This window comes from Pararhizobium polonicum (genome assembly GCF_001687365.1).
Classification (GTDB): domain Bacteria; phylum Pseudomonadota; class Alphaproteobacteria; order Rhizobiales; family Rhizobiaceae; genus Pararhizobium; species Pararhizobium polonicum.
This window is the reverse complement of sequence record NZ_LGLV01000024.1, coordinates 23103-46555: the sequence shown is the minus strand read 5'-3', so window position 1 is coordinate 46555 and position 23453 is coordinate 23103. Positions and strand designations below refer to the sequence as shown.

24 protein-coding genes and 1 riboswitch are annotated in these 23453 nt (G+C 61.4%); of the genes, 10 read left to right on the top strand and 14 right to left on the bottom strand.

Annotated features, from left to right (window positions below; genetic code table 11):
• From ADU59_RS28705 to ADU59_RS28695, 3 genes are all read right to left on the bottom strand, one after another.
• On the bottom strand, nucleotides 1-347 hold a 347-nt coding region (locus ADU59_RS28705; RefSeq protein ID WP_139093244.1), incomplete at its 3' end, for an ACT domain-containing protein.
• Nucleotides 348-407: 60 nt separating this feature from the next.
• Nucleotides 408-1637: an NAD(P)/FAD-dependent oxidoreductase gene (locus ADU59_RS28700; RefSeq protein WP_244506538.1), complete on the bottom strand. Its 1230-nt coding sequence runs from the start codon at nucleotides 1635-1637 to the stop codon at nucleotides 408-410.
• Nucleotides 1638-1778: 141 nt separating this feature from the next.
• Entirely contained in the window at nucleotides 1779-2807 is a 1029-nt protein-coding gene (locus ADU59_RS28695; protein WP_068959151.1) for a LacI family DNA-binding transcriptional regulator, read from the bottom strand.
• A gap of 306 nt (nucleotides 2808-3113) precedes the next feature.
• Between ADU59_RS28695 and ADU59_RS28690 the strand changes: the two genes are divergently transcribed.
• From ADU59_RS28690 to iolG, 8 genes are all read left to right on the top strand, one after another.
• A complete protein-coding gene (locus tag ADU59_RS28690; RefSeq protein ID WP_068959150.1) occupies nucleotides 3114-4142 on the top strand; it encodes a sterol desaturase family protein in 1029 nt (342 codons plus the stop codon).
• 136 nt (nucleotides 4143-4278) lie between these two features.
• On the top strand, nucleotides 4279-5259 hold the full coding sequence (locus tag ADU59_RS28685; RefSeq protein ID WP_068959148.1) for a sugar ABC transporter substrate-binding protein: 981 nt from the start codon (nucleotides 4279-4281) through the stop codon (nucleotides 5257-5259).
• A gap of 183 nt (nucleotides 5260-5442) precedes the next feature.
• A complete protein-coding gene (locus ADU59_RS28680) occupies nucleotides 5443-6438 on the top strand; it encodes an ABC transporter permease (protein WP_068959164.1) in 996 nt (331 codons plus the stop codon).
• Nucleotides 6435-7259: an ATP-binding cassette domain-containing protein gene (locus ADU59_RS28675; protein WP_068959146.1), complete on the top strand. Its 825-nt coding sequence runs from the start codon at nucleotides 6435-6437 to the stop codon at nucleotides 7257-7259. The genes ADU59_RS28680 and ADU59_RS28675 overlap by 4 nt, the downstream gene beginning before the upstream one ends.
• Nucleotides 7260-7405: 146 nt before the next feature.
• Nucleotides 7406-7717 carry a MocE family 2Fe-2S type ferredoxin gene (locus tag ADU59_RS28670; RefSeq protein ID WP_068959144.1) on the top strand — a complete coding sequence of 104 codons (312 nt, stop codon included), beginning with the start codon at nucleotides 7406-7408 and terminating at the stop codon, nucleotides 7715-7717.
• Nucleotides 7718-7719: 2 nt separating this feature from the next.
• Entirely contained in the window at nucleotides 7720-8505 is a 786-nt protein-coding gene (locus tag ADU59_RS28665; protein WP_425332066.1) for a TIM barrel protein, read from the top strand.
• A gap of 11 nt (nucleotides 8506-8516) precedes the next feature.
• On the top strand, nucleotides 8517-9329 hold the full coding sequence (locus tag ADU59_RS28660; protein WP_068959140.1) for a 3-methyl-2-oxobutanoate hydroxymethyltransferase: 813 nt from the start codon (nucleotides 8517-8519) through the stop codon (nucleotides 9327-9329).
• Between the two features lie 68 nt (nucleotides 9330-9397).
• The gene (iolG, locus tag ADU59_RS28655) at nucleotides 9398-10393 is read left to right on the top strand and encodes an inositol 2-dehydrogenase (protein ID WP_068959138.1); all 996 of its coding nucleotides are present in this window, start codon (nucleotides 9398-9400) and stop codon (nucleotides 10391-10393) included.
• A 154-nt stretch (nucleotides 10394-10547) separates the two neighbouring features.
• On the opposite strand, the gene ADU59_RS28650 is transcribed toward iolG, so the two are convergent.
• The 6 genes from ADU59_RS28650 to ADU59_RS28625 all read right to left on the bottom strand — a co-directional run bounded on the left by ADU59_RS28650 (nucleotide 10548) and on the right by ADU59_RS28625 (nucleotide 16299).
• The gene (locus ADU59_RS28650; protein WP_068959136.1) at nucleotides 10548-11477 is read right to left on the bottom strand and encodes an alpha/beta fold hydrolase; all 930 of its coding nucleotides are present in this window, start codon (nucleotides 11475-11477) and stop codon (nucleotides 10548-10550) included.
• Nucleotides 11478-11590: 113 nt separating this feature from the next.
• On the bottom strand, nucleotides 11591-12139 hold the full coding sequence (locus tag ADU59_RS28645) for a cupin domain-containing protein (protein WP_068959134.1): 549 nt from the start codon (nucleotides 12137-12139) through the stop codon (nucleotides 11591-11593).
• A 234-nt stretch (nucleotides 12140-12373) separates the two neighbouring features.
• On the bottom strand, nucleotides 12374-12985 hold the full coding sequence (locus ADU59_RS28640; protein WP_068959132.1) for an NADPH-dependent FMN reductase: 612 nt from the start codon (nucleotides 12983-12985) through the stop codon (nucleotides 12374-12376).
• A gap of 44 nt (nucleotides 12986-13029) precedes the next feature.
• On the bottom strand, nucleotides 13030-13425 hold the full coding sequence (locus tag ADU59_RS28635) for a MarR family winged helix-turn-helix transcriptional regulator (RefSeq protein ID WP_158515780.1): 396 nt from the start codon (nucleotides 13423-13425) through the stop codon (nucleotides 13030-13032).
• A 170-nt stretch (nucleotides 13426-13595) separates the two neighbouring features.
• On the bottom strand, nucleotides 13596-15173 hold the full coding sequence (locus ADU59_RS28630; RefSeq protein WP_068959129.1) for an MFS transporter: 1578 nt from the start codon (nucleotides 15171-15173) through the stop codon (nucleotides 13596-13598).
• A 4-nt stretch (nucleotides 15174-15177) separates the two neighbouring features.
• Nucleotides 15178-16299: an HlyD family secretion protein gene (locus ADU59_RS28625; RefSeq protein WP_068959127.1), complete on the bottom strand. Its 1122-nt coding sequence runs from the start codon at nucleotides 16297-16299 to the stop codon at nucleotides 15178-15180.
• Nucleotides 16300-16392: 93 nt separating this feature from the next.
• Here ADU59_RS28625 and ADU59_RS28620 point away from each other — a divergent pair, with 93 nt between their 5' ends.
• On the top strand, nucleotides 16393-17331 hold the full coding sequence (locus tag ADU59_RS28620; protein ID WP_083198469.1) for a LysR family transcriptional regulator: 939 nt from the start codon (nucleotides 16393-16395) through the stop codon (nucleotides 17329-17331).
• Between the two features lie 439 nt (nucleotides 17332-17770).
• Here the strand turns inward: ADU59_RS28620 and ADU59_RS28615 are convergent, their stop codons facing one another.
• Nucleotides 17771-18148, bottom strand: a complete 378-nt coding sequence (locus tag ADU59_RS28615) for a winged helix-turn-helix transcriptional regulator (RefSeq protein WP_068959125.1) — start codon at nucleotides 18146-18148, stop codon at nucleotides 17771-17773.
• A 94-nt stretch (nucleotides 18149-18242) separates the two neighbouring features.
• Here ADU59_RS28615 and ADU59_RS28610 point away from each other — a divergent pair, with 94 nt between their 5' ends.
• Complete coding sequence (locus ADU59_RS28610; RefSeq protein WP_068959123.1) at nucleotides 18243-18989, top strand: NADPH-dependent F420 reductase; 747 nt, start codon at nucleotides 18243-18245, stop codon at nucleotides 18987-18989.
• 221 nt (nucleotides 18990-19210) lie between these two features.
• Here ADU59_RS28610 and ADU59_RS28605 read toward each other — a convergent pair whose 3' ends face one another.
• From ADU59_RS28605 to ADU59_RS28590, 4 genes are all read right to left on the bottom strand, one after another.
• Nucleotides 19211-19975, bottom strand: a complete 765-nt coding sequence (locus ADU59_RS28605; protein WP_068959121.1) for an ABC transporter ATP-binding protein — start codon at nucleotides 19973-19975, stop codon at nucleotides 19211-19213.
• Nucleotides 19972-21012 (bottom strand): FecCD family ABC transporter permease, encoded by a 1041-nt coding sequence (locus tag ADU59_RS28600; protein ID WP_068959119.1) that lies wholly within the window; start codon nucleotides 21010-21012, stop codon nucleotides 19972-19974. The genes ADU59_RS28605 and ADU59_RS28600 overlap by 4 nt, the downstream gene beginning before the upstream one ends.
• 8 nt (nucleotides 21013-21020) lie before the next feature.
• Nucleotides 21021-22070 (bottom strand): ABC transporter substrate-binding protein, encoded by a 1050-nt coding sequence (locus tag ADU59_RS28595; RefSeq protein ID WP_068959117.1) that lies wholly within the window; start codon nucleotides 22068-22070, stop codon nucleotides 21021-21023.
• A gap of 260 nt (nucleotides 22071-22330) precedes the next feature.
• A riboswitch (cobalamin riboswitch) is annotated at nucleotides 22331-22577 on the bottom strand.
• 44 nt (nucleotides 22578-22621) lie between these two features.
• Nucleotides 22622-23416: an SDR family NAD(P)-dependent oxidoreductase gene (locus ADU59_RS28590; protein WP_068959115.1), complete on the bottom strand. Its 795-nt coding sequence runs from the start codon at nucleotides 23414-23416 to the stop codon at nucleotides 22622-22624.
• Nucleotides 23417-23453: the final 37 nt, after the last annotated feature.

Here is a 23453-nt window from a genome sequence, read left to right as displayed (position 1 = left end):
ACGATCTCGATCGGCAGGGCGCCGATCTTCCAGCGGTAGAGCAGGTCATTCAGGCAATGGCCGAAGCGTGACACCATCAACAGCACCTTCATCCGGTGTTCGCTGTCATGAAACTGCGCCGTCATCTGAAACCGGGCGGCGACAGCCGCAAAGCCTTTTTCCAGTTCTGCCTGCTGGTTTCCTTCCTGACTGTCGAAACTCAGGCGCATGAAGAACAGGCCGGTTTCGAGATCATCGAACTGCGAGCTGTCGACGATGTTGCACCCCTGGTCGGCCAGATAGCCGGTAATTGCCGCGACGATGCCACGGGTCGATTTGCACGAAACGGTCAGTACATGGGCGGTCATGAGAATCCTCAGTCGGATGAGCGAGCGGCTTGTCCGCGTTGATAGCGAAAAGGGGAGGGGTCAGGCTGCCAGCAATTGCTTGAGCTTGACCTCCGGCGCTGCGAGCGCCTTGGGATCGGGATGGCGGCCGGCGCCGATCAGCATTTCAGCCAGGCGGATATCGCGGGCGATTGCATTGCCCGGCCCGATGCCGCTGGCCGCAAGCAGCCGGCCGTCTTCGGCCAGGTGGAAGAGAATAAACGCCTCGGAAGACAGATCACGGCGCACCGTGGTTGCTGCGCCATCGGCCAGTCCCGCGACCTGCAGCGTGAAGTCGTACTGATCCGACCAGAACCACGGCACGGCGGATAGAGCTTCCTTGGCGCCCATCATATTGGCGGCAGCGAGAAGCGCCTGTTCCTGGGCGCTGCGCCACGATTCAAGCCGGATGCGGCGGCCACCGTAATGATCGCTCGGGAAGGAGCAACAGTCGCCCGCGGCGTAGACGTCCGGGTAGCTGGTCTGCAGATGGATATCGACGGCAATGCCGTTGTCGACGGCCAAACCGGCGGCGGCGGCGATTTCGGTGTTGGGGACGGATCCTATCCCAACGACCAGAATATCGGCTTCGATTGCGGAACCATCCTCCAGGAGAACACGCACGCCGTCTCCGGTGTCGTCGATCCCGGCGATGCGGGCGTTGCAGAGAATGTCCACGCCTTCGGCCCGATGGCGAGAGGCGACAGCTGCGGCGATCTCCGGGGGAACGCCGCGCGACAGGATCCGCGGCAGCCCCTCGATCAGCGTCACCGCTGTGCCGAGCCGCCTGGCGCTCGCCGCCAGTTCCAGGCCGATAAAGCCGCCGCCGATCATGGCCATCTTCCGTCCCGGCCCGAGGAACGTGCGGATCTCCATGGCATCGGCATGGCTGCGAAGCGTGCGGATCCGCTTGCCGTGAGAAGGCAACGCGGGAAACTCCCGTGGCCGCGCGCCGGTCGCAAGCAGCAGTTTATCATAGGCGAGGACCGTTCCGTCGGAGATGGAAACGGACTTGCTGCCACGATCGATTGCGGTCACGGAAACGCCCAGCCGCAAGATAATGCCGCGCGATGCAAAATCGTCCGCTTCCGCAACGAATTTCGGCCCGGCGGCAAGAAGAATACCGTCCTTCGACAGCGGCGGACGCTCATAGGGCGCCAGGCTTTCACTGCCGATCAGCGTGAGTGTCCCTGTAAAGCCTCGTTCACGTAAAGAGAGTGCCGCACGGCCGCCGCATTCGCCAGCGCCGATGATGACGAAGTGTTGTGTCACAGGTGTTGCCTCCCAAGGTGTGGGTCCGACCATACGCAATGTCCGGCAAGGCGCAACATGCCAATGATGCAATGTATCATTGACTATCATTTTTCGATAAAAATGAGATAAACAATATCATTATTATCGAGGCGCAGGGGGCTATATATTCTCGCGGGTGTAGATTTCGAACGGCAGGACGCTGGTATAGGCGCCGTCGCCACCCTTTGCCTTGACGCAGCGAACCATGCCCGACAGGGCTTCCTCCGCCACGCGATTTAAGGGGTGGGAGATGACAAAGGTCATGGTGCCGTCGAGAAGCGCCTGCTTCGTTATGTCCATCAGCTCGTAGCCGACCAGCATGACTTTCCCGGCGTTGCCGGTCGATCTCAGCGCGGCGAGGGCGCCGGAGATACCGCCGCCCGCAACATAGAGGCCCTGCAGGTCCGGGTGTTCCTTGAGAAGGTTCTCGGTCATTTCCTCGGCGACCGCCTTCGACTCGAAAGTGGAGCGCGGCTCGAGAATGGTGAAATCGGAGGCATATTCCCGGAAATAGGATCGAAATCCGCTCTCGTTCATCTCCTGGCAACGGTATCGGGGGTTGCCCATGAGAACCCCGAGCTTGCCGGGACGATCACAGACATGCTCGAACATCCAGGCCGCCGTGCGGCCCACTTTCCAGCCATCGAGACCGATGAAGTGAACCTGCCCTGTCGGGGCGATCTGCGAAATGAGCGCAAAGACCGGCTTGCCCTGGCTCTGTAGCGTTTCCACCGCCTGGCTGACAATGGGATGAACCGCAGCGACGACACCGACGGCATCGCAGGTTTCGGCAAGCTCAAGCATTTTTGCCGCCGTATTCTGTGGCGACAGATCGTCGAGAAACTCGATTCGAAGATCGATCAAGCAGTCGGGGATGCGCTCGGCTGCGGCTCGCAGCGCCTGCGCAAGGTTCAGGTAAAATTGCCGGGATGGCTGATGCAGAAGGAAGCCGAAGCGGTATTTGCTTCTTGTTGCGGCGATTCGGCTGTCGATGGCGCCCATGCCGTAGAACCCGATCTCCTGCGCCGCTTCCTTGACCCGCTGCATGGTCGATTGCTTGACACTCCCGCTGCCCCCGATCACCCGGTTCGCCGTGGCGATGGAAACGTCGGCCGCATTGGCCAGATCCCGTATCGTTGGACGCGTCATCGTCGTTCCTCATATCATTTCATGTCAAATTTCACGCCAAACTGATACAAATGAAACTTTTGTATCTCCGCATATCAACAGCACTTGCGTTGAGAGGCGTCAAGCCATTTAACTTCACTCAAGCAAGACGGCTTCGGGATGCCCGGCCGTTTGGGAGGAAGATAGTCAGCCGTGGGGAATGAGAAGGACGGGCCCAGCACCTGGGCACCGAACGGTTCTGTGTGTCCGCGGTGATGGGCTTCGACCTGTGTGAACAACATCAAGGCTGCTGCTGGGCAAGGCACATTGCCCGCTCGAGGATTGAACATGGATGATCTGAAGTTTGGCACACGAAACAAGCGGGGCGATTGGTCGCCCAACGGCCGCATCGAGGTTGCGCCCTTCTGGGCCTGGCCGCCGAAATTCCTGAAAGTGCTGCATTGGCTGCCGGAATATCTCTTTCCGTGGAATGCGTTCCACATGGCAACCGCGCTCGCCTACTGGTACCTCGTCATTCCCGATATCGAGACGATGAAGACATTGAGCTGGGGCTGGCCACTCTATCTCTATGCGGTCAACGCGACAGCGATCTTCGTCATGTACGGCTCGATCGAGCTTTTCTACTACGTCAAGCGTGTTCAGGGAAACCGCTTTAAATACAACGCGAAGTTCCCATCCGAGCAGCCATCGGATGTCTTCTGGTTCAAGAGCCAGAATATCGACAACTTCATGCGGAGTTTCTTCATCTCGATCCCGCTCTGGACAGTGGTCGAAGTGGCCATGCTCTGGTGCTTCGCCAACGGTTCCGCCACCTGGGTCAACTGGGATGAGCATCCCTATTATCTGGCCCTGCTGGTCTTCATCGCACCGGTCATTCATGAGGTGCATTTCTTCCTGATCCACCGGCTGATCCACACGCCGTTGCTCTACAAGTGGATTCACTCCGTCCACCACAATTCGGTCAATCCGTCGCCGTGGTCGTCGCTGTCCATGCATCCGGTGGAAGGGTTTCTCTATCACGCCGTCGCGCTGTGGCATCTCGTCATTCCCTCCAATCCGATCGTTGCGCTGTTCCAGTTGCACATTGCCGGCTTTGGTGCGGTCAACGGCCATATCGGCTTCGAAAAGCTCGAGGTCACCGAGGAAACCGCCGTCGATAGCCATGCTTACGCACACTACCTTCACCACAAGTATTTCGAGGTGAACTACGGCGGCGACGGGTTGATCCCGCTCGATAAGTGGTTCGGCACCTGGCACGACGGAACCAAGGAGGGCGAGGCTCAGATGCAGGCGCGGTTCCAGGAAAAGAAAGCCCGGCTGAACGCCAAGAATACGGAGACGGCAAGCCAGCGCTGAGCCTTGGGAGGCGATGAGCACAGAGATCCGGTTGAGGAGTACCGGATTTCCATGGGCTTGGCTGCAAGCCCCGACCGTTCTCATCGCCGATGTTTTTAAAAGGCCGTCAGGTGACGGCCGCTAGGAGGAGGAAGACATGAAACATATCAAGCATCTGATCACGGCGGCGCTCACAGCCGCGGTGATCGCGACAACGGCCTCGGTTGCGATGGCCGATGGAGCGAAAATTTTCGTCATCGGCGGAAAGGCCGACGACCCTTTCTGGTCGAAGGTCAAGAAGGGTGCTGATGACGCCGGCCAGCTCGTCTCCGCGCAGGGCGGTTCGGTAACCTGGCTCGGTCCGCAGAACTATGACAATCTGGGCCCTGATGCCGCCGATCTTATCCGCACGGCGCTCAGCCAGAACCCCAGCGCCATCGTCGGTCCGGACTGGGTTCCGGAAGCCATGGACGAGGCTTTCAAGGCGGTTGTCGATGCTAAGGTTCCACTCATCATCTACAATGCCGGCGGCATGGAAGCGGCCAAGACGCTGGGCGCGATGAACTATATCGGCAGCGATGAATATGAATCCGGCGTTGCCGGCGGCGAGAATTTTGCAAAGAACGGCTCCAAGAACGTCCTCTGTATCAACTCGCTTCCCGGCGCCGCCAATACAGAGGCCCGATGCAAGGGACTGGCCGACGGGATCGCCAAACATGGCGGCAAGGCGAGCCAATTGCCGTTGCCATCCACCAGCTTCGGCAATCCGACCGCAGTGGCTGAAGCCATCAAGGCGGCGTTGCTCAAGGACGAAACCGTCGATGGCGTGATCACGATCAGCGCGGGTGACGGCAACAGTGCCGCCAATGCCGTCATGCAGGCCGGTACCGTCGACAAGGTCAAGCTCGGCACGTTCGACATGGATGAGACCGGCTTGCAGCGCATCAAGGATGGCACGCAGCTCTTCGCCATCGACCAGCAGCCCTATCTGCAGGGCTTTCTGGCCGTGTCGCTCCTGAACAGCTACGTCAACTTCGGACTCGACCTGCCGACAAAACCGGTTCTGACCGGTCCCGGTATTGTCGATGCCTCCAACGTCGAAGCGACGCTGAACGGCGTAGCGGCGGGCGCCCGCTAGCACTTCGCGCTGATGCCTGGCCCGAGGCTGGATGCCTTCGGGCCGGGCATTTCCGTCACGCTGTCAGCAGCGTCAATCCATTGCATTTTCGGCTCATCAGGGGGGAAACCCATGAAAACTCAAACCTTAACTCACCCCGTTGCAGGAGCGGTATCAGCCGCGCCTGCCCGCACAGGGCCTTCCATCGGCAGTCTCGTCAGACGGCCCGAGATCGGCTCGCTGATCGGCCTGATCGTGGTCTTCGCCTTTTTCTCCGTATTCGGTGGCATGAATTTCCTCTCCGCAGGCGGGTTCGCAAGCTGGCTGAACGTTGCCGCCGGCCTTGGCATCGTCGCGCTTCCGGTCGGCCTGCTGATGATCGCCGGTCATCTCGATCTGTCCGTGGGGTCCGTCATTCCCGCCAGTTCGATGACGATTGCCATCGTCTCCGGATACTATCAGGCCCCAATTCTGGTCGGGATTGCCGCCGCTCTCTGTCTGGGCATGGCTGTCGGCTTTATCAACGGTCTCGTCGTTGTTCGCACGAAAGTACCGTCCTTCGTCGTGACGCTTGCCACGCTGTTTGCCGTTGCCGGCCTGACGCTTGGCTTGTCGGTGATCCTGGCCGGCAACACGAGTGTCGCCCTCAAAGGCGGACCGGTTGCCAAGGCGCTGCTCGGCCAGTTCGTCGGCGGCAAATTCCAGGTCACGATCTTCTGGTGGATCGGGGCTGTCCTGATCGTCGGGCTTCTCTTGAATTTTTCGCGCTACGGCAACTGGATCTTCGCCATGGGCGGAGACAGCGTCAGTGCGCGCAATGCCGGCATTCCGACGGAACGGCTGACGATCTCGCTGTTCGTCGGCAGCGGCTTGTGTTCGGCATTCGTCGGCCTGTCGCAGGCATTGCTCTACAACAGTGCTCAGGTCGCAGCCGGCCAGTCCTTCATCTTCAACTCGATCATCGCCGTCGTTATCGGTGGCGTCCTGCTCACCGGCGGATACGGCTCGGTGGTTGGCATCGTGCTCGGCACCATGACCTTCGCCATCGTCAACCAGGGGATATTCTACACCGGCTTCGATGCGAACTGGGCCAGCCTTATCATTGGCGTCCTTCTCCTCGTCGCGGTGCTGATGAACAATACCTTCCGCAATATGGCGCTGATGTATTCGCCCCGTTCCAAGAAGGGAGCTGGCAAATGAAGACGCCCTTGCTCAAACTGACCGGTATCAACAAGTCGTTCGGACCGATCGATGTGCTTCACGATATCTCGCTCGACGTCCATGCCGGCGAAGTGCTCTGCCTGCTCGGAGACAATGGCGCGGGCAAATCGACGCTCATCAAGATATTGTCGGGTGTTCACAAACCCAGCTCGGGCTTGATGGAGCTCGACAACAAGCCCGTCTCCTTCGAAGGACCCAGCGAAGCCAGCGAACAGGGCATCGCAACGGTGCATCAGTTCGGCGGCACGTTCCCGCTGATGAGCATCGGGCGTTCCTTCTTTGTCGGTGCAGAGCCGACACGCCGATGGGGGCCATTCACCATTTATGACCGCGCCCGTGCCAACGGCATCGCCGTCAAGGAAATGCGCGAACTCGGGATCACCCGTATCGACGACGGAGACCGTCTTGTCGGCGGCCTTTCGGGCGGCGAGCGTCAGGCCCTGGCCATTGCCCGTGCCGTTCATTTCGGCGCCAAGCTCCTGATCCTTGATGAGCCGACTGCGGCTCTGGGCGTGAAAGAGGCCGCGCATGTCCTGCGCATCGTCCTGCAGGCGCGCCAGAAGGGCATCGCCGTGGTTTTCATTACCCACAATGTCATCCATGCGCTGACGGTTGGCGATCACTTCGCGGTTCTTATCCGTGGCGCCAAGGCGGCGGATTTCCGCAAGGGCGAAAAGAGCCGGGAGGAGATCACCGATCTGATGGCGGGCGGCGAACAGATGGCCGAGCTGGAGGCCGAGATCGAAAGCTACATGGTGACGGGCGAAGGCCATCCAGAACCGGCCAAGCACGCGCATTGATGCGCTTGCCGGACATCACGCAAGCGATGTCCCTACGTTCTCCCGGTCCGCGCACCTCCACGCGCGGATCTTCCCGCGGCCCGGCCCCCACAAGGGTCCGGGCCGTAGACCTCAAAAGCGACAATAGAAGAGAGAGTATTCGTATCATGCCTCAATGGGTGGAAGCCTGTGGAACGGACGACGTGGAGCAGGAAGAAGTCATTCGCTTCGATCATCAGGGTCGAACATTCTGCATTTTCCGTAGCCCGGAAGACGATTTCTACTGCACGGATGGCGTCTGCACACACGAGAAGGTTCACCTTGCCGATGGCCTGGTGATGGATCATTCGATCGAATGCCCGAAACACAGCGGCGTCTTCGATTATCGCACGGGTGAGGCGATGCGCATGCCCGTCTGCATCAACCTGAAAACATACACAGCCAAGGTCGAAAACGACCGCGTCTTTATCGAGATATGAACATGACAACTGGAACATTCGCACTTGCCGCCTGCGCCGAAATGCTGTGGCGCGAGCGCCCGATAGAGTGGCGCGCCAGCCGGCTGAAGGATCTGGGCTTCGGCGTCGGGCTCTGGAACTGGCCGGACCACGATCTGGCGAAGCTGGAGACCACCGGTGCCACCTTCACCATCATGAACGGTTATCTGCGCGGCCGGTTGACGGATGACGAGGGTGCCGCGGAGCTTTTGAAGACCGCGCGCGAAACCGCCGAGATCGGCAAGCGGCTGGGCGTGCAGCGCCTCAACCTGCATGGAACGGGCCTCGGGGAGGGCGGCTTGCCCGTCCAGCCGATCGAGGTCGTCACCGGCGCGATGTGGCTGAAAGCGCGCGATACCCTTTGCCGGATTGTCGACATGGCCGAAGAAGAGGGCGTGACGTTCACGCTGGAGAACCTGAACCTGCCGGTCGATCATCCGGGCGTTCCGTTCGGCCGCGCCGAGGACACTTTGGCTCTCGTTTCGGCCGTCAACCACCCGCGCCTGCGGCTCAATCTCGATCTCTACCATGCGCAGATCGGCGAAGGAAACCTGATCGAATTGTGCCGCAAGTCGCTGCCGTGGATCGGAGAAATTCAGGTCGCCGACGTGCCGGGCCGATGTGAGCCGGGAACCGGTGAGGTGAACTGGCACAATATCGCCAAAGCATTGAAGGCCATGAGCTATTCCGGCCCGATTGGCATGGAGGCCTTCGCCTCCGGCGACGCGGACACAGCACTTGAAGCCTTCCGCAACGCATTCACAGTTTGAAAGGGTAACCAATGGGTCTCTATCACACCCGTCCGACGGTCGCAGACATCCGCGCCATGAAGGCGCGCGGCCAGAAAATCTCCATGCTCTATGTCACGACGCTCGAAGAGGCGGCGGCGGCCAACGCGGCGGGCATCGACATGTTGTCGATCGAGGGCCGGTTCTTCAGCCCGGAGATGCGCGAGGCGGCCGGAAACTGCTTTGTGCAGGTAGGGCTGCCTTTCGGCCCCTTCGGCAAGCTCGCCACTGCCGAAGACTATCTGCGCGAAGCCTTCCGCTTCATGGCGATCGGCGCCGACTGCATCTATTGCGCCGCCTCGCTCGATATCCAGAAAGCGCTTTGCGACAACGCCGTTCCGGTGATCGCCCATGTCGGACTGATCCCCTCGCAAGCCACCTGGACCGGCGGCTTCAAGGCGGTTGGCAAGACCGCTGAAAGCGCCAGAGCGGTCTGGGACCACGTCAAGCGGCTGGAGGCGATCGGCTGCTTCGGCGCAGAACTGGAAGTCGTTCCGGACCGCGTCGGTGAGGTGATCTCGAAAAGCACCCCCTTGATCATGCTGGGCATGGGCGCTGGCGCGGGGGCCGACGCGCAATATCTCTTTGCCGAGGATGTGCTCGGCCACACGGCCGGCCACAAGCCAAGGCACGCGAAAACCTATCGCAACTTCGCAGCCGAATTTGCGCGGCTGCAGCAGCAGAGGGTCGCGGCCTTCAAGGAGTTCATCTCCGACGTCGAAACGGGCGCCTATCCGGCCCCGCAGCATGCCGTCCCGATAACGGACGCCGAATTCGAGCGCTTCGCGGCCGGTATTAAAGCTTAACGTCGAGCAACATCGCCGACATCAGAAAGAACAAGCGGTCTTTGAACCGCTCATGGAAAGGAATTGAAATGCTTAAAGTTGGCCTCCTTGGCGCTGGCCGCATCGGCAACGTCCACGCAAAGGCAATCTCTTCGCACCCCGGCAGCACGCTCGTCGCGATCTCGGATGTCAACATGGATGCGGCGAAAAAGCTCGCAAGCCAGTATGGCGCCGCGGCAAAGACGACGGATGAGATCATCCATGACCCGTCGATTGATGCCGTGCTGGTCGCGACATCCACGGACACCCATTCCGGCCTGATCGAAGCAGCGACGACCGCCGGCAAGGCCGTGCTCTGCGAAAAACCCGTCGACCTCAGCCTCGAACGGGCACGCGCCTGCCAGAAGGTCGCGGCGAAGAACGGGCGTCCGGTCATGATCGGCTTCAACCGCCGCTTCGACCCCAATTTCGCGGCGCTGAAGGCAGCGGTCGATCGCGGCGAGATCGGCAAGACCGAATTGCTGTCCGTGACGTCGTTCGATCCCGCGCCGCCGCCGGTTTCCTACGTCAAGGTATCGGGTGGCCTGTTCCGCGACATGATGATCCATGATTTCGACATGGCCTGCTGGCTGATGGGCGGCTTGCCGGAGACGGTAACCGCCATCGGAAGCTCGATCGTCGATCCGGAAATCGGCGCCGCCGGCGATGTCGATACGGCCGTGGTGACGCTGCATTTTGCCGACGGCCGCATCGCCGTCATCAAGAACAGCCGCCGCGCGGTGTATGGCTACGATCAGCGGGTCGAACTGCTTGGCTCGGAGGGACTGCTCTCGGCGGGTAACGTGTTGGAGAACACCGTCTCGAAGGCGACCAAGGATGGCGTGTCCTCGGCAAAGCCCGAGTTCTTTTTCCTGGAGCGCTACATGCGCGCCTATTCCGCGGAATGGGCGGCGTTCGTCGAGGCTGTCAATTCGGGCACGGCCTTGCCGGTCACGCTCGACGACGGCGTCAACGCACTGGCCGTCGCGGAAGCCGCGACGCGCTCGGCCAAGTCCGGTCAAACGGTGAGTTTGGCGGGTATCTAACTCTGGAGCGTCGAGCCTGTCCGGGAAGATCATTCTTCCCGGACAGGCGTGGAGGCGGGTGAACGAGATCCGCCACCATTACGTGCGAAACGGCGGCTCGGGTAACGTAATCATGGGCCGCAGGTCTTCAGAGGCCTGCCACGGTTGATCCAGGTTACGGCAGAAGGAAACGCTGCAATGCCTCGAGCAGCGCCGCCGGCTGCTCTTCCGCGGGGTAATGCCCGCAATCGGGAATGATCACGGATTCCACGTGGTTCGCGACGGAGCGCAATTCGTTTTCGACCATGGTTCCGCAGGCCAGAGCGCCTGAGAATGCGAGAACCGGAATCTCGATCTTTTTCTCCTTGCGGCGGCGGTATTGCGGGATCGAGTCATCGATTGCCCTGTAGTAGTCGAAGCTGGCTTTCAGCGCGCCGGGAACGCGGCGCAGGGTTTCGATATAGAATTCCTTGCCATAGGCAGGGTACGCAGCGGCGGATCCGGACTTCGTGTCGAACTGATATCCGAAATAGATGTCCTCGCGGCCTTCGACCAGGCGCTCGTTGACGCCGAGTGCACGATTGAAATTGAAGTGCCAGAGAAAATCGCTTGTCCCACGATCGTCGCTGAGCAGCGGAGGTGACGGCGACAAGCCGGGAACGATGGCTTCGCCAAGGGCAATGCGTTCGATACGATCCGGGCGGTCGGCCGCCATGACGTAGCCGATCCACAGGCCGACATCGTGGCCGACCATCGAAAACGTCTCATGACCAAGCGAATCCATCAGCGCGAACATATCGGCTGACAGGGTATCGGGATCGTAGCCTTCGGACGGCTTTTCGGACAGGCCGACACCACGGGGATCGACGGCGATCACGGTGAAATCTCGGCTGAGCGGAAGCATCAGATACCGCCAGGCGAACCAGTTCTGGGGCCAGCCGCCGAGCAGCAGCAATGGCGGCCCTTCGCCACCGATGACCGCGTGCAGGGCGATCCCGTTCGCCTGTACCTTGTGGCTGGTGAAGACGTCCAGGAAACCCTTCGGGAGCCTGGGCACACCTGTCACAGAGCCGAACCCGTCAATGGGCCTGATTGCAGTTGTCATGGCAGTCGCTCTTTCAATTTTTCGCGCATGGAGAACCCCACGGCCGTGTGGCCGTGCCAGGTTCGGATGCTGATGGGGGAGGGTGGGGGACCCGGTCTTAGGCCCGGCCCGTGTCAGTTTGGCGGAAGGAACTCGGTTCGGTACTTGGGAGCCAGAGTTTTCATGAGCTCCTTTTTCTCCGCCTGCTTCATGGCGTCGGGTTTCGGCGCTGGAGAGTAACGGTCGGGGATCCTGTCCGCCACCGAAAGAAAGAATTCTTCCTGTCCGGCCGGCGTACACATGCACAGCATATGCGCCATTTGTCCCGACCGATTGGCGAACCGATGCGGCGCATTGGCGGGAATGTTTACTGACGCAGGCGCGCGGATGGTCTGCGTCTCACCGCGGAAGGTGAATTCCAGTTCGCCCTCAAGCAGCGTGAACATCTCCTCGAAATCATGCCGGTGCGGCGGTGGCCCGCCGCCGTCGGGTACCAGCATGTCGATCAGGCAGTAGCGTCCTTCGGTCTGTTCTCCCGAGATCAGGATCGTATAGACGTTTCCGGCCTGGGAGATGTGGGGGACCGACGGATCGTCCGGCAGGGCAACCGTCAGCGTGCGGGTCAGGTCGTCCGCAGGGAGCGGCTGATCGGAAGGGATCGTCTTAATCGAATGATCGGTCATGGATTTAACCCCGTTGTTTCACTGATTAATGTATATCTGGCACACAGGACCTCAAGGCAGGAAAAATAAGGTGCTTATGTTTCAGAAATGAAACGATGCGGGTATCTACTCAAGGCCGCCGTTGTCTTTCGATCAGCGGAAAAGCATGAGGCGACGGTATCGTTCCTCGTCGCGAGGCTGGGTCAGCGGTGACCGAGGCTGTACCGCGATCACCGCTGACCCCGAAAACGGAGATCAGCCTTTCGATGGCGCCGCCAGTTCGGGAATGCGGCCCTCGCGTCCGGCTTTGGTCGTCCAGCCCCACCATGCGAGCTGATCCAGCATGGCCTTGGCGCTCGGCAGGATGGCTTCCTCGATGTCGCTGATCGGCTGACGCTTGTGGGCCACCTTCACATACTCGCCGCCACCGATATGAACACCGTTGCGGATCGGCACCATCTGCAGCTCGATCGCCACGGTACGGCCATTGTCGACAGCCCGGGCAGCACCCAATCCGCCGTAGCCGAGGAAGGCGATCGGCTTGTTGTTCCATTCCACATAGGCCTGGTCGAATGCATTCTTCATCGCTCCCGTCAGGGCGCGGTTGTACTCGGCCGTGACGATAATGTAGCCATCGAATTCGCCGATCTTGTTCTGCCAGGCCACCGCCGCAGGATCCTTGCTCGGGCCCCAGGCATTTGACGATGCTTCGTTGAAGAACGGCAGTTCGAAGGACTTCAGATCGACAACCTCGATCTCCATGTCATCGCGCTTGCCTGCAAGATCGGCGATCCACCGGGCCGGGATGGGGCCGAACCTCGTATCCCGCGTGCTGCTGATGATCACCGCGATTTTAAGCTTTGTCATAGGCTACTCCAAGGGTTGGTTTCTAAGGGAGGTGGAATTCCGTTTCAGCCCGCTCGATCGAGCGCGGCTTCATCATGCCCGGCATCTGGGAGTGGGGCGGCAGCCCACTGGCGGGTGTCACGTGCGGCGACGATTTGCGGGAGAATGGTTGAAAGCGAGGTCTTGTCGTCTTCGGAAAGGGTCTCGAGGATTTGACAGAGGTCGTGGACGACCGCCGCCTTGAACGCTTTGGCGCACACGTTTCCGTGTGCCGTCAGTTTCAGCCGCTGGGTGCGGCCGTCCCCGCCGTCCCGTTCCCGCTCCACGAGGCCGGCAAGCTCGGCACGTTGAACCAGCCCGCTGAGGCTGGATTTCTCAATCCGCATGAGCGAACCGGCTTCGCCCATTGTGGGCAAGCAACTGCCGACGACGCACAGCAACTGCGCCTGCTGCGCGGACATTCCATGCCGCCGTGCTGCTGAGGCATGAAGGTCAACGACAAGAAATGCCGTCCTTACGATTGCTGACGTCAGCTCCATGTCGATCCTCATGCCGATCCTCGCGGGCATAATGGTTCGTAGCACGAACCATTATGCCCCGCAATCTCATCATGCTACCCGCAATGGCGATTTCAGGCGGGGGAGAGGGGGCCTTTGGGCGCCTTGGTGACAAAGGCGAGGATGACGAGACCGCCGAGGGCGCAGAAGAAGGTCAGCCAGAAGGCATCGATGAACGACAGCACGTTGGCCTGCTTCTGGACCTGCTGCGCGAGCAGGGCCGTCGCCCGGCTCTGGGATACCGCCTGGCCTGCACCTGCCATCTTGTGGGCGAGGGCCGAAAGTGTCGCCACCGATGCTTCGGAGCCACGCTCGAGGTTGAGGCCGGTCAAATAGGAGTGGAACTGCTCACCCTTGCGGATATAGGTGGTCATCAACGCCTGCGCCGTCTGGGTGCCGAGGAGCCTGATCACCTGGATGTAGGCCGCGACGGCGATGGCCTTCTTGGGATCGCCGTTGGCCACCGTCAGGATGATGATCGGCAGGAAGGTCAGGATGTGGCCAGCCCCCTGAAGGACACACATCGTCCGGAAGCTGTCGCCGTTCCAGTCAGGCGACAATCCAGTGCCGATGAGTGCCGCCCCCGCAAAACAGCAGAGGCCGGTGAACAGCAGATATCGTCCGTCTGTCCGGTGCATCGCCCAGACGGCTATGGGCGTCATCAGGATCAACGGAACGCAAACCCAGGCCACCAGAGTGGCACCGATCTGCTCGGGACGCAGCCCGGCGACCGTGGTGAGAAAGTTCGGCACCAGCGCCGAGTTCGACATGCTGCTCATCAGGTAGAGCATGGCGATCGACAGCAGGAGGACGACGTTTCGTGCGCCGATCGCCCCGAGACTGGCCCAGGGATGCTCGACCAGCATCTCGTTGACGAAAAACGCTGCGATCAGCACGAGGCCGCCGAGGAGTGCGGAAACGACAACACCGTTTTCGAACCAGTCCAGCCGGTTTCCCTGGTCGACCGCGACGAAAAGAAAGGCGAGCCCTGTGCCGAGAAGGAGCATGCCGCCCCAGTCCGCGCGCTGGACGAGGTCCATGTTCACGCTCTCGCGCGGTGCGCCATTGTAGGCGAGGAAGGCCAGCAGAGGTGCCAGCACGACATCCTGCCAATAGAGATACTGCCAGCCGAAGTGCTGCACGTAGAAGTCCAGCAGCGCCGTTCCCGAATTGACGGTGAACGCTCCGCGGAAGGCGTAGATCGCGATTGCCGTCACCCACCACTTCATGGGCAGATTACGGAAGATGATCATCAGCGTCGCAGGAACGAAGACCCCGAGGAGCGTTCCATGGAGAACATGGAGGACGGCGAGGGCCGTGAAGTCGCGGGTGAACGGAATCAGCAGGGAGACGACGGCGTAGATCAGGGCTGGCACGACCATGACGCGCCGGATGCCGAATGCGGCCGCCAGCCAGGCCACGGCCGGAGCAAAGACGATCTGCGGGGCGGTCGCCAGCGTGCTCAGCCATGCTCCCTCGTCGACGCCGAGACCGAATGCGCCGCGCAGGTCGACGAGACCGATCCCGAACAGCCGGCTATGGAAGCCGACCATGAACGGCCCGAGCAGCACGGCGCAGACGGCAAGGATCGGATGATGGGTTTCCCGTCCCGTGCTGCGGAACGGGATTGCCAGTCTCAGAATTTCGGCCATCGGCTCAGCGTCCTTCCGACGCGACCGAAACCGAGACGACCGCCGACATGCCCGAACGCAGGCGCTCAAGCGACGGCGAGGCCTCGAAGTCGATCCTGACGGGAACGCGCTGGACGACCTTGGTGAAATTGCCCGTGGCGTTGTCGGCGGGGAGCAGGGCAAACTGCGACCCAGACGCGGGTGAAAGGCGGCTGATATGCCCCTTGAAGGCTTCGCCGGGGAGCGCATCCACCGTGACGTCTGCGAACTGACCTTCCTTCATGCGGGCAAGCTGGGTCTCCTTGAAGTTGGCGATCATGTAGACGTTGGGCAGGGGGACAATCGAGATGGAGTTCGTTCCGACCGTCACATAGTCTCCGACATGGACCTGCCTTTCGCTGACCACGCCGTCGAACGGCGCAGTGATCTTGGTATAGGAAACGGAAAGGTCGGCAGCCTTCAACGCGGCTCTGGCCGCATCGACATTTGCCGAAAGCTGGTCGCTCTGGCCTTCGACATATTCGAGCTGGGCCTTGGCGGACGCCACGGCCGCCTCGGCGGCCAGAGCCGTGGCTGCCGTGGATTGCACCGCAGCCTGCGCCTGCTCGGTCTTTTGCTGCGTGCCGGCGCCGCTGGACATCAAGGTGACCTGACGTTCGGCCTCTGTCGCGGCCAATGCAGCATTGGCTTTCGCCACGGCCGATTGAGCTTCCGCCTGGCGGATGGCTGCCTTCTGCAGGGTCTTCTGGTTGTCGAGGTTGCCGAGCTGGGCGAGGGCGGAATCGAGGGCGGCTTTTGCCTGGGCCTGTTTGGCCAGGTAATCCGATGCATCGATCTCGACCAGCACGTCTCCGGCCTTAACGTGGTCGAAATCGCCGACGTTGATGGCGCTGACGTTCCCGGCCACGCGCGCGCTCAGGCGGCTGAGTTCGGCGCGGATATAGGCGTTGTCCGTCGTCTGGGTGTCGGCTCCGGCCGTCCATCTGTCCCAGCGCTGGGAGCTCACGCCGACAAGGACGCAGACTGCCGCAACGACGGACAGCGGGATGAGAAGTTTCGTAAAATCGCGCGCGGGTTTCGGGGCGGCAACCTCGTGGGGCTGGACACCGACAAGCGCTGGCCCTTTCGGCGGAGTCTGCTGGAGCATGGTTCTATCCTTTTTACAAAGACACTAAGCACATTTCGGGATATCATTTCCAATAGCTTCTCGATCACCATTAATCATCTGGAGTGATTACAGTTGGAAACAGCAAGTCAGCGCATCCCCGGCATCGAACTCCGGCACTTCCGGTACTTCATCGCGGTCGCTGAGGAACTCCATTTCGGGCGGGCCGCTCAGCGATTGAATATCGTGCAGCCCGCGCTCACCGCTCAGATCAAGTCGCTGGAAAGGATGTTCGGCATCGAACTGCTCGAGCGCACGAAACGGCGTGTCGAGCTGACCGAGGCGGGACGGGAGTTCCTGCGTGAGAGCTACGCGGCGCTGGCCCAGGTCGGGTCGGCGATCGACACCGTCAGGGACTTCGCACGCGGGACGACCGGGACGCTCAGGCTGGGATACGGGGCAAACGCCGCTATTGTCGGCCTGGTTTCTGACACCGTCAGGCGCTTCCGGTCGGAATGGCCCGGCGTCAACGTGACGCTCAGGGAAATGCCCAGCAGCGAGGTGTCCGACGCTCTTCTCAGCAAGGAGATCGATGTCGGATATGCCGCGATTACAGGCAAGGAACCCAAGGGCGTGATGTCCAGTAAAGTGGGGGCGTGGCCGTGGCTGTTGGCCGTCGCGGACAACCATCGGCTGGCGGGCCAGAAGACCGCCAAGGTCTTGGAGGCTTCGGGGGAAAGTCTTGCGGTCTATGCCGAACCCGACGGCCGCTCGAACATTGCCGGCGTGATGACATCTTTCCCGGAATTGTCGCCTCGGCATGTTTACAGGACCAGCCACATCATGAGCCTGATGACCTATGTCTCGTCGGGTCTCGGCGTGGCGTTCGTTCCATCCCCCATGCAATCCTTGAATTTCAGGGGGGTCGTCTATCTCGAAGTCAGCGACCCGATGCCTCTCATGGAGATGAAGCTCCTGTGGCGGGCCGACAGCGCCAGCGCTCCGGTCCGCAACTACATCCAACGGGTCGCACTTGAAAGCCCTGCATCCGCAGGCGGCATGGGAACGAGATGACGTCGCCGATGCCCGACAGCTCAATGACCTTCGACAAAATCTCACTCCGCTACAGATCGCGCTCGCTCATCGCAATCAGTCCCATCTGCTCGTCTCCGCGTTATCAAACGCGGGGAGAGTGAAACTCTAACTGGCCCAACTGTCGCATTACTAAATAGCCTCTACAGTTCCAGATCAGATAATCTATCTTATGGAACATAAACGTGGTTTCGCTGGTGTTGCTTTTTAGATCGGCGTTGGGACAGTTGCGCGGGTTTCAGGAGCGCGGGTTCACAAGGCGCAAGGGTCGGCATTCAACATGCTCTACACCACGATACTCCCGGCACAGAGACCGTCGTTTTCGTCGGCGACGTCGATCTTATCAACGAGATAATCGAGGCGGCTCCAGCGAGCCTGCAGCGCAATACGGCTCTTCGGTTCGACGAGAATTAGCGACGGCTCATGGTGTGAGTTCGTCCGCCATCCGCTCCCTGCGCATGAAGGCCCAGTCGATGAGCTCGGCCATCGACGGCCCGAGTGCCTTGCCCATCTCGGTCAGCGCGTACTCCACCTTCGGCGGCACCTGGGGATAGACGGTACGGGTCACGATCCCATCCTTCTCAAGCTCCTTCAGTTGCTGGATGAGCATCTTCTGATTCACCCCTTCACACCGCCGTTCAAGTTCGGAGAAGCGAAGCGCTTCCTTGGCTCCGAACAGTTGGCAGATGATGACGATCTTCCATTTGCCTTCGAGGACGCGTAGCGCGTCCGTGGTCGCTTCCGCCCACTTGCGCTGCTGTTGCGGGTCTCCGCACCTCCACTCCCGTTCCTGGGCCATACTTACCTTTTGGTGGGTAACCCACTTATCTGTCTGTTCTTGTTGTCGTCACAGTATCCATTATCTTGGTAGGCAGCACAACAGGAGCATCAGCATGAAAATCGGTATCATCGGAATTGGCTACATTGGCGGCACTCTCGCACGCAAGCTCGCATCGGCAGGACACGAGGTCAGCGTGGCGAACTCGAAGGGAGCCGACGCTGTCAGACTGTTCGCCGACGAGATCGGAGCCACGGCGACGGACACGAAGGGCGCGATCTCCGGCGCGGACGCGGTCATCCTTTCCATTCCGCTTCTCGCCATCGAAAACCTGCCGAAGGACCTCTTCAAGGACCTGCCCGCCAACGTCCCGGTCATCGATACCAGCAACTACTATCCGGGCCTGCGCGATCCGCAGATCGCCGACCTCGATGCGGGCGAGGTCGAGAGCGTCTGGGTCTCCAGACAGATTGGTCGCCCCATCATCAAGGCCTTCAACAACATCCTCGCCTATTCCCTGGCCGAACTGGGCCAGCCCGAGGGAACACCCGGCCGTCTGGCCGTGGCGGTCGCAGGGGACGACGACGACGCGAAGAAGATCGCCATGGCAATCGTAAACGAGGTCGGGTTCGACCCGGTCGATGGCGGACCGCTTGCCGAATCCTGGCGGCAGCAGCCTTTGACGCCGGGTTATTGCTGCGACTTCGACGCCCCCACCATGCGCAAGGCACTCGACGCCGCAGTCGAGGGGGAAGCACACACAAGGTGGCCCGTGTTCAAGAGCAAGATGGCAACGCTAGGGCCGGACGCGACCCACGAGGACCGCGTGGCGATGAACCGTTCGTTCGCACCGCTTCAATAAAGCAACAGCGACCTAACTTCGATCTGCAACATGATGAGGTCGTGTTGCAGATCGGCGCCTTACGGAAAGCAACAAACCCGGTATTTTGAGATGCGCAACACACTTTCCGTCCTTCCGTAGGGCATAACCGCTGCTGGACAGAACATCTCGTTCACTCACTCACCCAGCTACAAAGCCGAAACCGCACTCTTTGGAACCAATCTGTCGGACCCGACAACGGCTCAATCGAGCCGGTATTGAACATGCTGGCGCCCGTGATGGGCCGAGCGTTCGATATAGGCCCGGACGCCGAAGACGTCGGCGATCAGGTCTTCGGTCAGCACCTCTTCCGGCGTTCCGGCGGCCACGACCTTGCCCTTGTGCAGAACCGCCAGATTGTCGCAGAACATCGCCGCGAGATTGAGATCGTGCAGCGCGATGATGCTGGTGACCGGCAGGCGTGTGACGAGGCCCAGGATTTCCAGCTGATGCTGGATATCGAGATGGTTGGTCGGCTCATCCAGCAGCAGCTCGCTGGGGGTCTGCGCCAGCGCGCGGGCGATGTGCACGCGCTGGCGTTCGCCGCCCGACAGCGTGTGCCACAGCTGGCCGGCGCGTTCCGGCATGCCGACATGGCGTAGGGCAGCATTGACCGCCATGTCGTCTGCAGCGCTCCACGGCGATAGCGGGCCGCGATGCGGCGTGCGGCCCAGCCGGACGACATCCAGCACGGTCACCTGCGCCTCGGTCGTTGCCTGCTGCTCGACGAAGGCGACGCGGCGGGCGATATCGAGACGCGCCATTGCGGCAATATCGGTATTTCCAAGGGCGATGACGCCGCTTTTCACGTTTCGCAGACGGCAAATGAGCCGCAGCAGGCTGGATTTTCCCGAGCCGTTGGGCCCGAGCAGGCCCAGCGTCCTGCCGGGCGTGACATCGATGCTGATGCCATCGACGATCATCAGGCCACCGGCCGACCAATGCACGTCACGAACGGAAATGCTCACACCGGCCTCCTTGCCTTGTAGAGAATGAGCGCAAAGGCGGGCGCTCCGAACAAGGCCGTGACCACGCCGATCGGCAGGATCTGCTGCGGGATGATGATGCGCGAGACGATATCGGCGGCGACCATGAAGATGGCCCCGATCAGGGCCGTGGCCGGCAGCAAACGGCCGTGCGCGGGGCCGACCAGAAACCGTGCCGCGTGCGGAATGACCAGTCCGACGAAGCCGATCGAACCGACAATGCTGACCATCGCCGCCGTCATCAGTGCTGTGGCGCCAAGTAGGATGATGCGGACCCGATTGACCGCGATCCCGAGGGCCGCGGCGGCATCGATCCCGAAGGTGAAGGCATCGAGCGCACGGGCATGGAACATCGCCACCGCAAAGCCGATGAACGCCACGGGCGCGGCCAGATAGACATCCGGCCAGCGCACGCCCGAAAGGCTCCCGAGCAGCCAGAACATCACGCCACGCGCCTGCTCGGCATTCGCGGATGTGGTGACGATGTAGGAGGTCAGGGCATTGAAAAGCTGCGAGCCCGCGACGCCCGCCAGAATGATCCGGTCAGCCCCTCCCCCCGCGCCGGCCGCCAGCGCCGAGACCAGAACGAAGGCGACGACGGCGCCAATGAAGGCGCCGGTCGACAGCGTCAGCACGCCATAGCCAAAGCCCAGGATCATCACCGCGACCGCTCCCGTCGAGGCACCGGCGGAAATGCCGAGCACATAGGGTTCGGCAAGCGGGTTGCGCAGCAGCGCCTGCAGGATTGCGCCGCACAGCGCCAGGGCAGCACCCGCGCTGGCCGCCAGCAGCGCCCGGCTGAGACGGTAATCCCAGACGATGCCCTGATGGATGCGGCTCAATTCGAAGGCCGTGCCGAACAGGCGGTTGGAGACAGCCTTTGCTGTCGTTTCAAGCGGAATGGAAATCTCGCCGATCGAAACGGCGAGACTGATCATGAAACCGAGCACGGCAAAGGCCGAGGCGACGAGCGCCAGACGCGCCCACCACCTCTGGCCGATGACGACCGGTTGGGCCATGGCAAGGCTCACTGCGACAATCCGAACGACTTGATGCCTTTGGCAAGGATCTCGATGCCGTCGATCGTGCGGATCGTCGGGTTCATCGATTGCGCGTCCATCTCGACGAAACGCCTGTTCTTCACCGCGTCAAGCTGGCTTGTGACCGGGTCCTTTTCGAGGAAGCCGATCTTCACGGCCGGATCGTCGGCCGCGTAACGCCGGCGGTCCATGGTGGCGATGACGATCACCGACGGATTGGCCTCGGCAATGGTTTCCCATCCGACCAGCGGCCATTCCTCTTCGGTGGTCACGACATTTTTGGCGCCGAGCGTCTTGAGAATATAGGCCGGAGCGCTGTTCTTGCCGGCAATGAAGGCATCGCCCGCAACTTCCTTGCTGGAAAACCAGAAGACGACCGGAAGCGCGCCAAGCTTGGCGCCGCCGATCGATGCGACGGCATCGGCCTCGCGCTGCTTCAGGCCGGCGATCAGCTTTTCGCCGCGATCCTGGATATCGAAAATTTCGGCCAGCTCGCCGATCTCCTGATAGATCAGATCCATGGTGAACAGTTCGCGGCGCACGCCGTCGCCGCCGTCGGTGTTGACCTTGGCGACGCAATCGGCCGGCGAAACATAGGTGTCGATGCCGAGGCCGGAAAACTGCTCGCGCTTGCCGACCGAGCCTTGCGCGCCGACATGCCATTCGAATTCGGCGGCCACCAGGTCCGGCTCTTCACCGACGACGGATTCGAAGCTGGGATCGTTGTCGGCAAGCCGCTTGATCTTGCTGTTGTCGGCTTCGAACTGCGGGAGCACCGGGCCGACCCAGACGGCCGTGCCGGCGATCTTGTCGGCAAGACCCAGCGAAAACAGGATCTCGGTCATCCCCTGGCCGATCGAGACGATCTTTTCCGGCGGCCTGTCGAAACGGACGGTCTGGCCGCAATTGGTGATCGTCAATGGATAGGCCGTCGATGCGGCAACAGCCGGTGTGGACAGGGCGGCGATGGCGACCACGGCGGCCGATAGCGGCGCCAGCACGCGGAAAAGGCGGATGAATGGGCGGTGATTGGGCATGGTGACCTTCTGGGATGGACTTCAGGCCAGGCGGCACAGCGCTCCGGCACTGGGTTGAAACGGGATACGGCGGTGGCGCGCGGCCACGCAAAAGCGGCTCCGGTTGTGACCGGTCACGCTTGGGCGCGCAGGCGCGAATATCCGGTGCCTCAAGGGCGGGCGGAGCGTTCCGTTTTGAAGGAAATGGCGAAGGGATGCCGGAGGTGGCGGTCGAAATCAGTCATGATGGCTCCTGTTCCGGGCAACCCCGCCCGGGAAGTTGGATGTTGCGTTCGACGGCAGGTCTCCTGGCTCGCGGATATGCGCCGGTCGTCTGCCTTCCCGTCAGAACCCGCAGGTTCGGACAGTGACATGACGCTTTGTGAAAAGCGTCACGTGGACGATCGGCAATCCGCTTACAGTTGCGGGGGCAGCCACGGTCTTGGTCCCTGTTGGGTCTTCCGCACCGTGTTCCCTATTAATCCCCTCGAAGTCATCCATCGGGGAACCGTCGGATGTCACTTAGTCCGAGCGCGGCGGCGGCGTCAAGACGGTAGCACCGCCCTTGCCGTCTACGGCATCAACTGACCGCCATTGACCTCGATGATCTGGCCGGTGATGTAGCCGGACAGCGTCGGGGACGCGAGGAACAGATAGGTGCCGACGCACTCTTCCGGCGTGCCGACGCGACCCATGGGAACCGTTTTCCGCTGCGCGTCCAGCATGTCGGGACTGGTATAACGGTCATGGAAGGGTGTTGCGATAACACCCGGTGCCACCGCATTGACGCGAATGTTGTCGCCGGCGAACTCCTTGGCGTGCCCGCGCGTGATCGTCGATACGAAGCCCTTGGAGGCAGCGTAGAGGATCGCCCCGCCGCCGCCGCCGTTGCGGGCGGCAATCGATGTCGTGTTGATGATGAAGCCGCCCTGTTTCCTGAGCCACGGATGCGCGGCCCTGGTCGCTGCCAGCACGGAACGGGCATTGAGATCCATCACCCGCTCGTAATGCGCATCGCTCATCTCGGCTGTTGAGACGCGACCGAGCATGCCGCCGGCATTGTTGATCAATCCATCGAGCCGGCCGAAATGATTGGCAGCCTCCTCGACCACCCGTTCGGTCACGCCATCCGCCGAAACATCGCCCTGCACCAGAACCGCCTTGCCGCCGGAGCCCTCTACCTCAGCAAGCAAATCCGTCGCTGCCTGCCGGCTCTCGTTGTAGTGGATCGCGACCTCGGCGCCCTGTGCTGCGAAGGCGCGCACCAGCGCTGCCCCGATGCCCGTCGATGCCCCGGTAATCAGAACTGCCTTTCCGTCGAGATCGGCAATCCTGATCCCGTCCCATAGCCCCGGTTGCCCTGTCATCTGCGTCCTCCATTTCCGGTCCGCGTCAGCGGATCCG

Coding starts and splice junctions, on each gene's coding strand:
- ADU59_RS28635 (WP_158515780.1), bottom strand. CDS start 13,425: ATGTCCGCGCAGCAGGCGCAGTTGCTGTGCGTCGTCGGCAGTTGCTTG.
- ADU59_RS28610 (WP_068959123.1), top strand. CDS start 18,243: ATGAAAATCGGTATCATCGGAATTGGCTACATTGGCGGCACTCTCGCA.
- ADU59_RS28685 (WP_068959148.1), top strand. CDS start 4,279: ATGAAACATATCAAGCATCTGATCACGGCGGCGCTCACAGCCGCGGTG.
- ADU59_RS28645 (WP_068959134.1), bottom strand. CDS start 12,139: ATGACCGATCATTCGATTAAGACGATCCCTTCCGATCAGCCGCTCCCT.
- ADU59_RS28650 (WP_068959136.1), bottom strand. CDS start 11,477: ATGACAACTGCAATCAGGCCCATTGACGGGTTCGGCTCTGTGACAGGT.
- ADU59_RS28675 (WP_068959146.1), top strand. CDS start 6,435: ATGAAGACGCCCTTGCTCAAACTGACCGGTATCAACAAGTCGTTCGGA.
- ADU59_RS28600 (WP_068959119.1), bottom strand. CDS start 21,012: ATGGCCCAACCGGTCGTCATCGGCCAGAGGTGGTGGGCGCGTCTGGCG.
- ADU59_RS28670 (WP_068959144.1), top strand. CDS start 7,406: ATGCCTCAATGGGTGGAAGCCTGTGGAACGGACGACGTGGAGCAGGAA.
- ADU59_RS28595 (WP_068959117.1), bottom strand. CDS start 22,070: ATGCCCAATCACCGCCCATTCATCCGCCTTTTCCGCGTGCTGGCGCCG.
- ADU59_RS28615 (WP_068959125.1), bottom strand. CDS start 18,148: ATGGCCCAGGAACGGGAGTGGAGGTGCGGAGACCCGCAACAGCAGCGC.
- ADU59_RS28660 (WP_068959140.1), top strand. CDS start 8,517: ATGGGTCTCTATCACACCCGTCCGACGGTCGCAGACATCCGCGCCATG.
- ADU59_RS28695 (WP_068959151.1), bottom strand. CDS start 2,807: ATGACGCGTCCAACGATACGGGATCTGGCCAATGCGGCCGACGTTTCC.
- ADU59_RS28590 (WP_068959115.1), bottom strand. CDS start 23,416: ATGACAGGGCAACCGGGGCTATGGGACGGGATCAGGATTGCCGATCTC.
- ADU59_RS28630 (WP_068959129.1), bottom strand. CDS start 15,173: ATGGCCGAAATTCTGAGACTGGCAATCCCGTTCCGCAGCACGGGACGG.
- ADU59_RS28640 (WP_068959132.1), bottom strand. CDS start 12,985: ATGACAAAGCTTAAAATCGCGGTGATCATCAGCAGCACGCGGGATACG.
- ADU59_RS28690 (WP_068959150.1), top strand. CDS start 3,114: ATGGATGATCTGAAGTTTGGCACACGAAACAAGCGGGGCGATTGGTCG.
- ADU59_RS28665 (WP_425332066.1), top strand. CDS start 7,720: ATGACAACTGGAACATTCGCACTTGCCGCCTGCGCCGAAATGCTGTGG.
- ADU59_RS28625 (WP_068959127.1), bottom strand. CDS start 16,299: ATGCTCCAGCAGACTCCGCCGAAAGGGCCAGCGCTTGTCGGTGTCCAG.
- iolG (WP_068959138.1), top strand. CDS start 9,398: ATGCTTAAAGTTGGCCTCCTTGGCGCTGGCCGCATCGGCAACGTCCAC.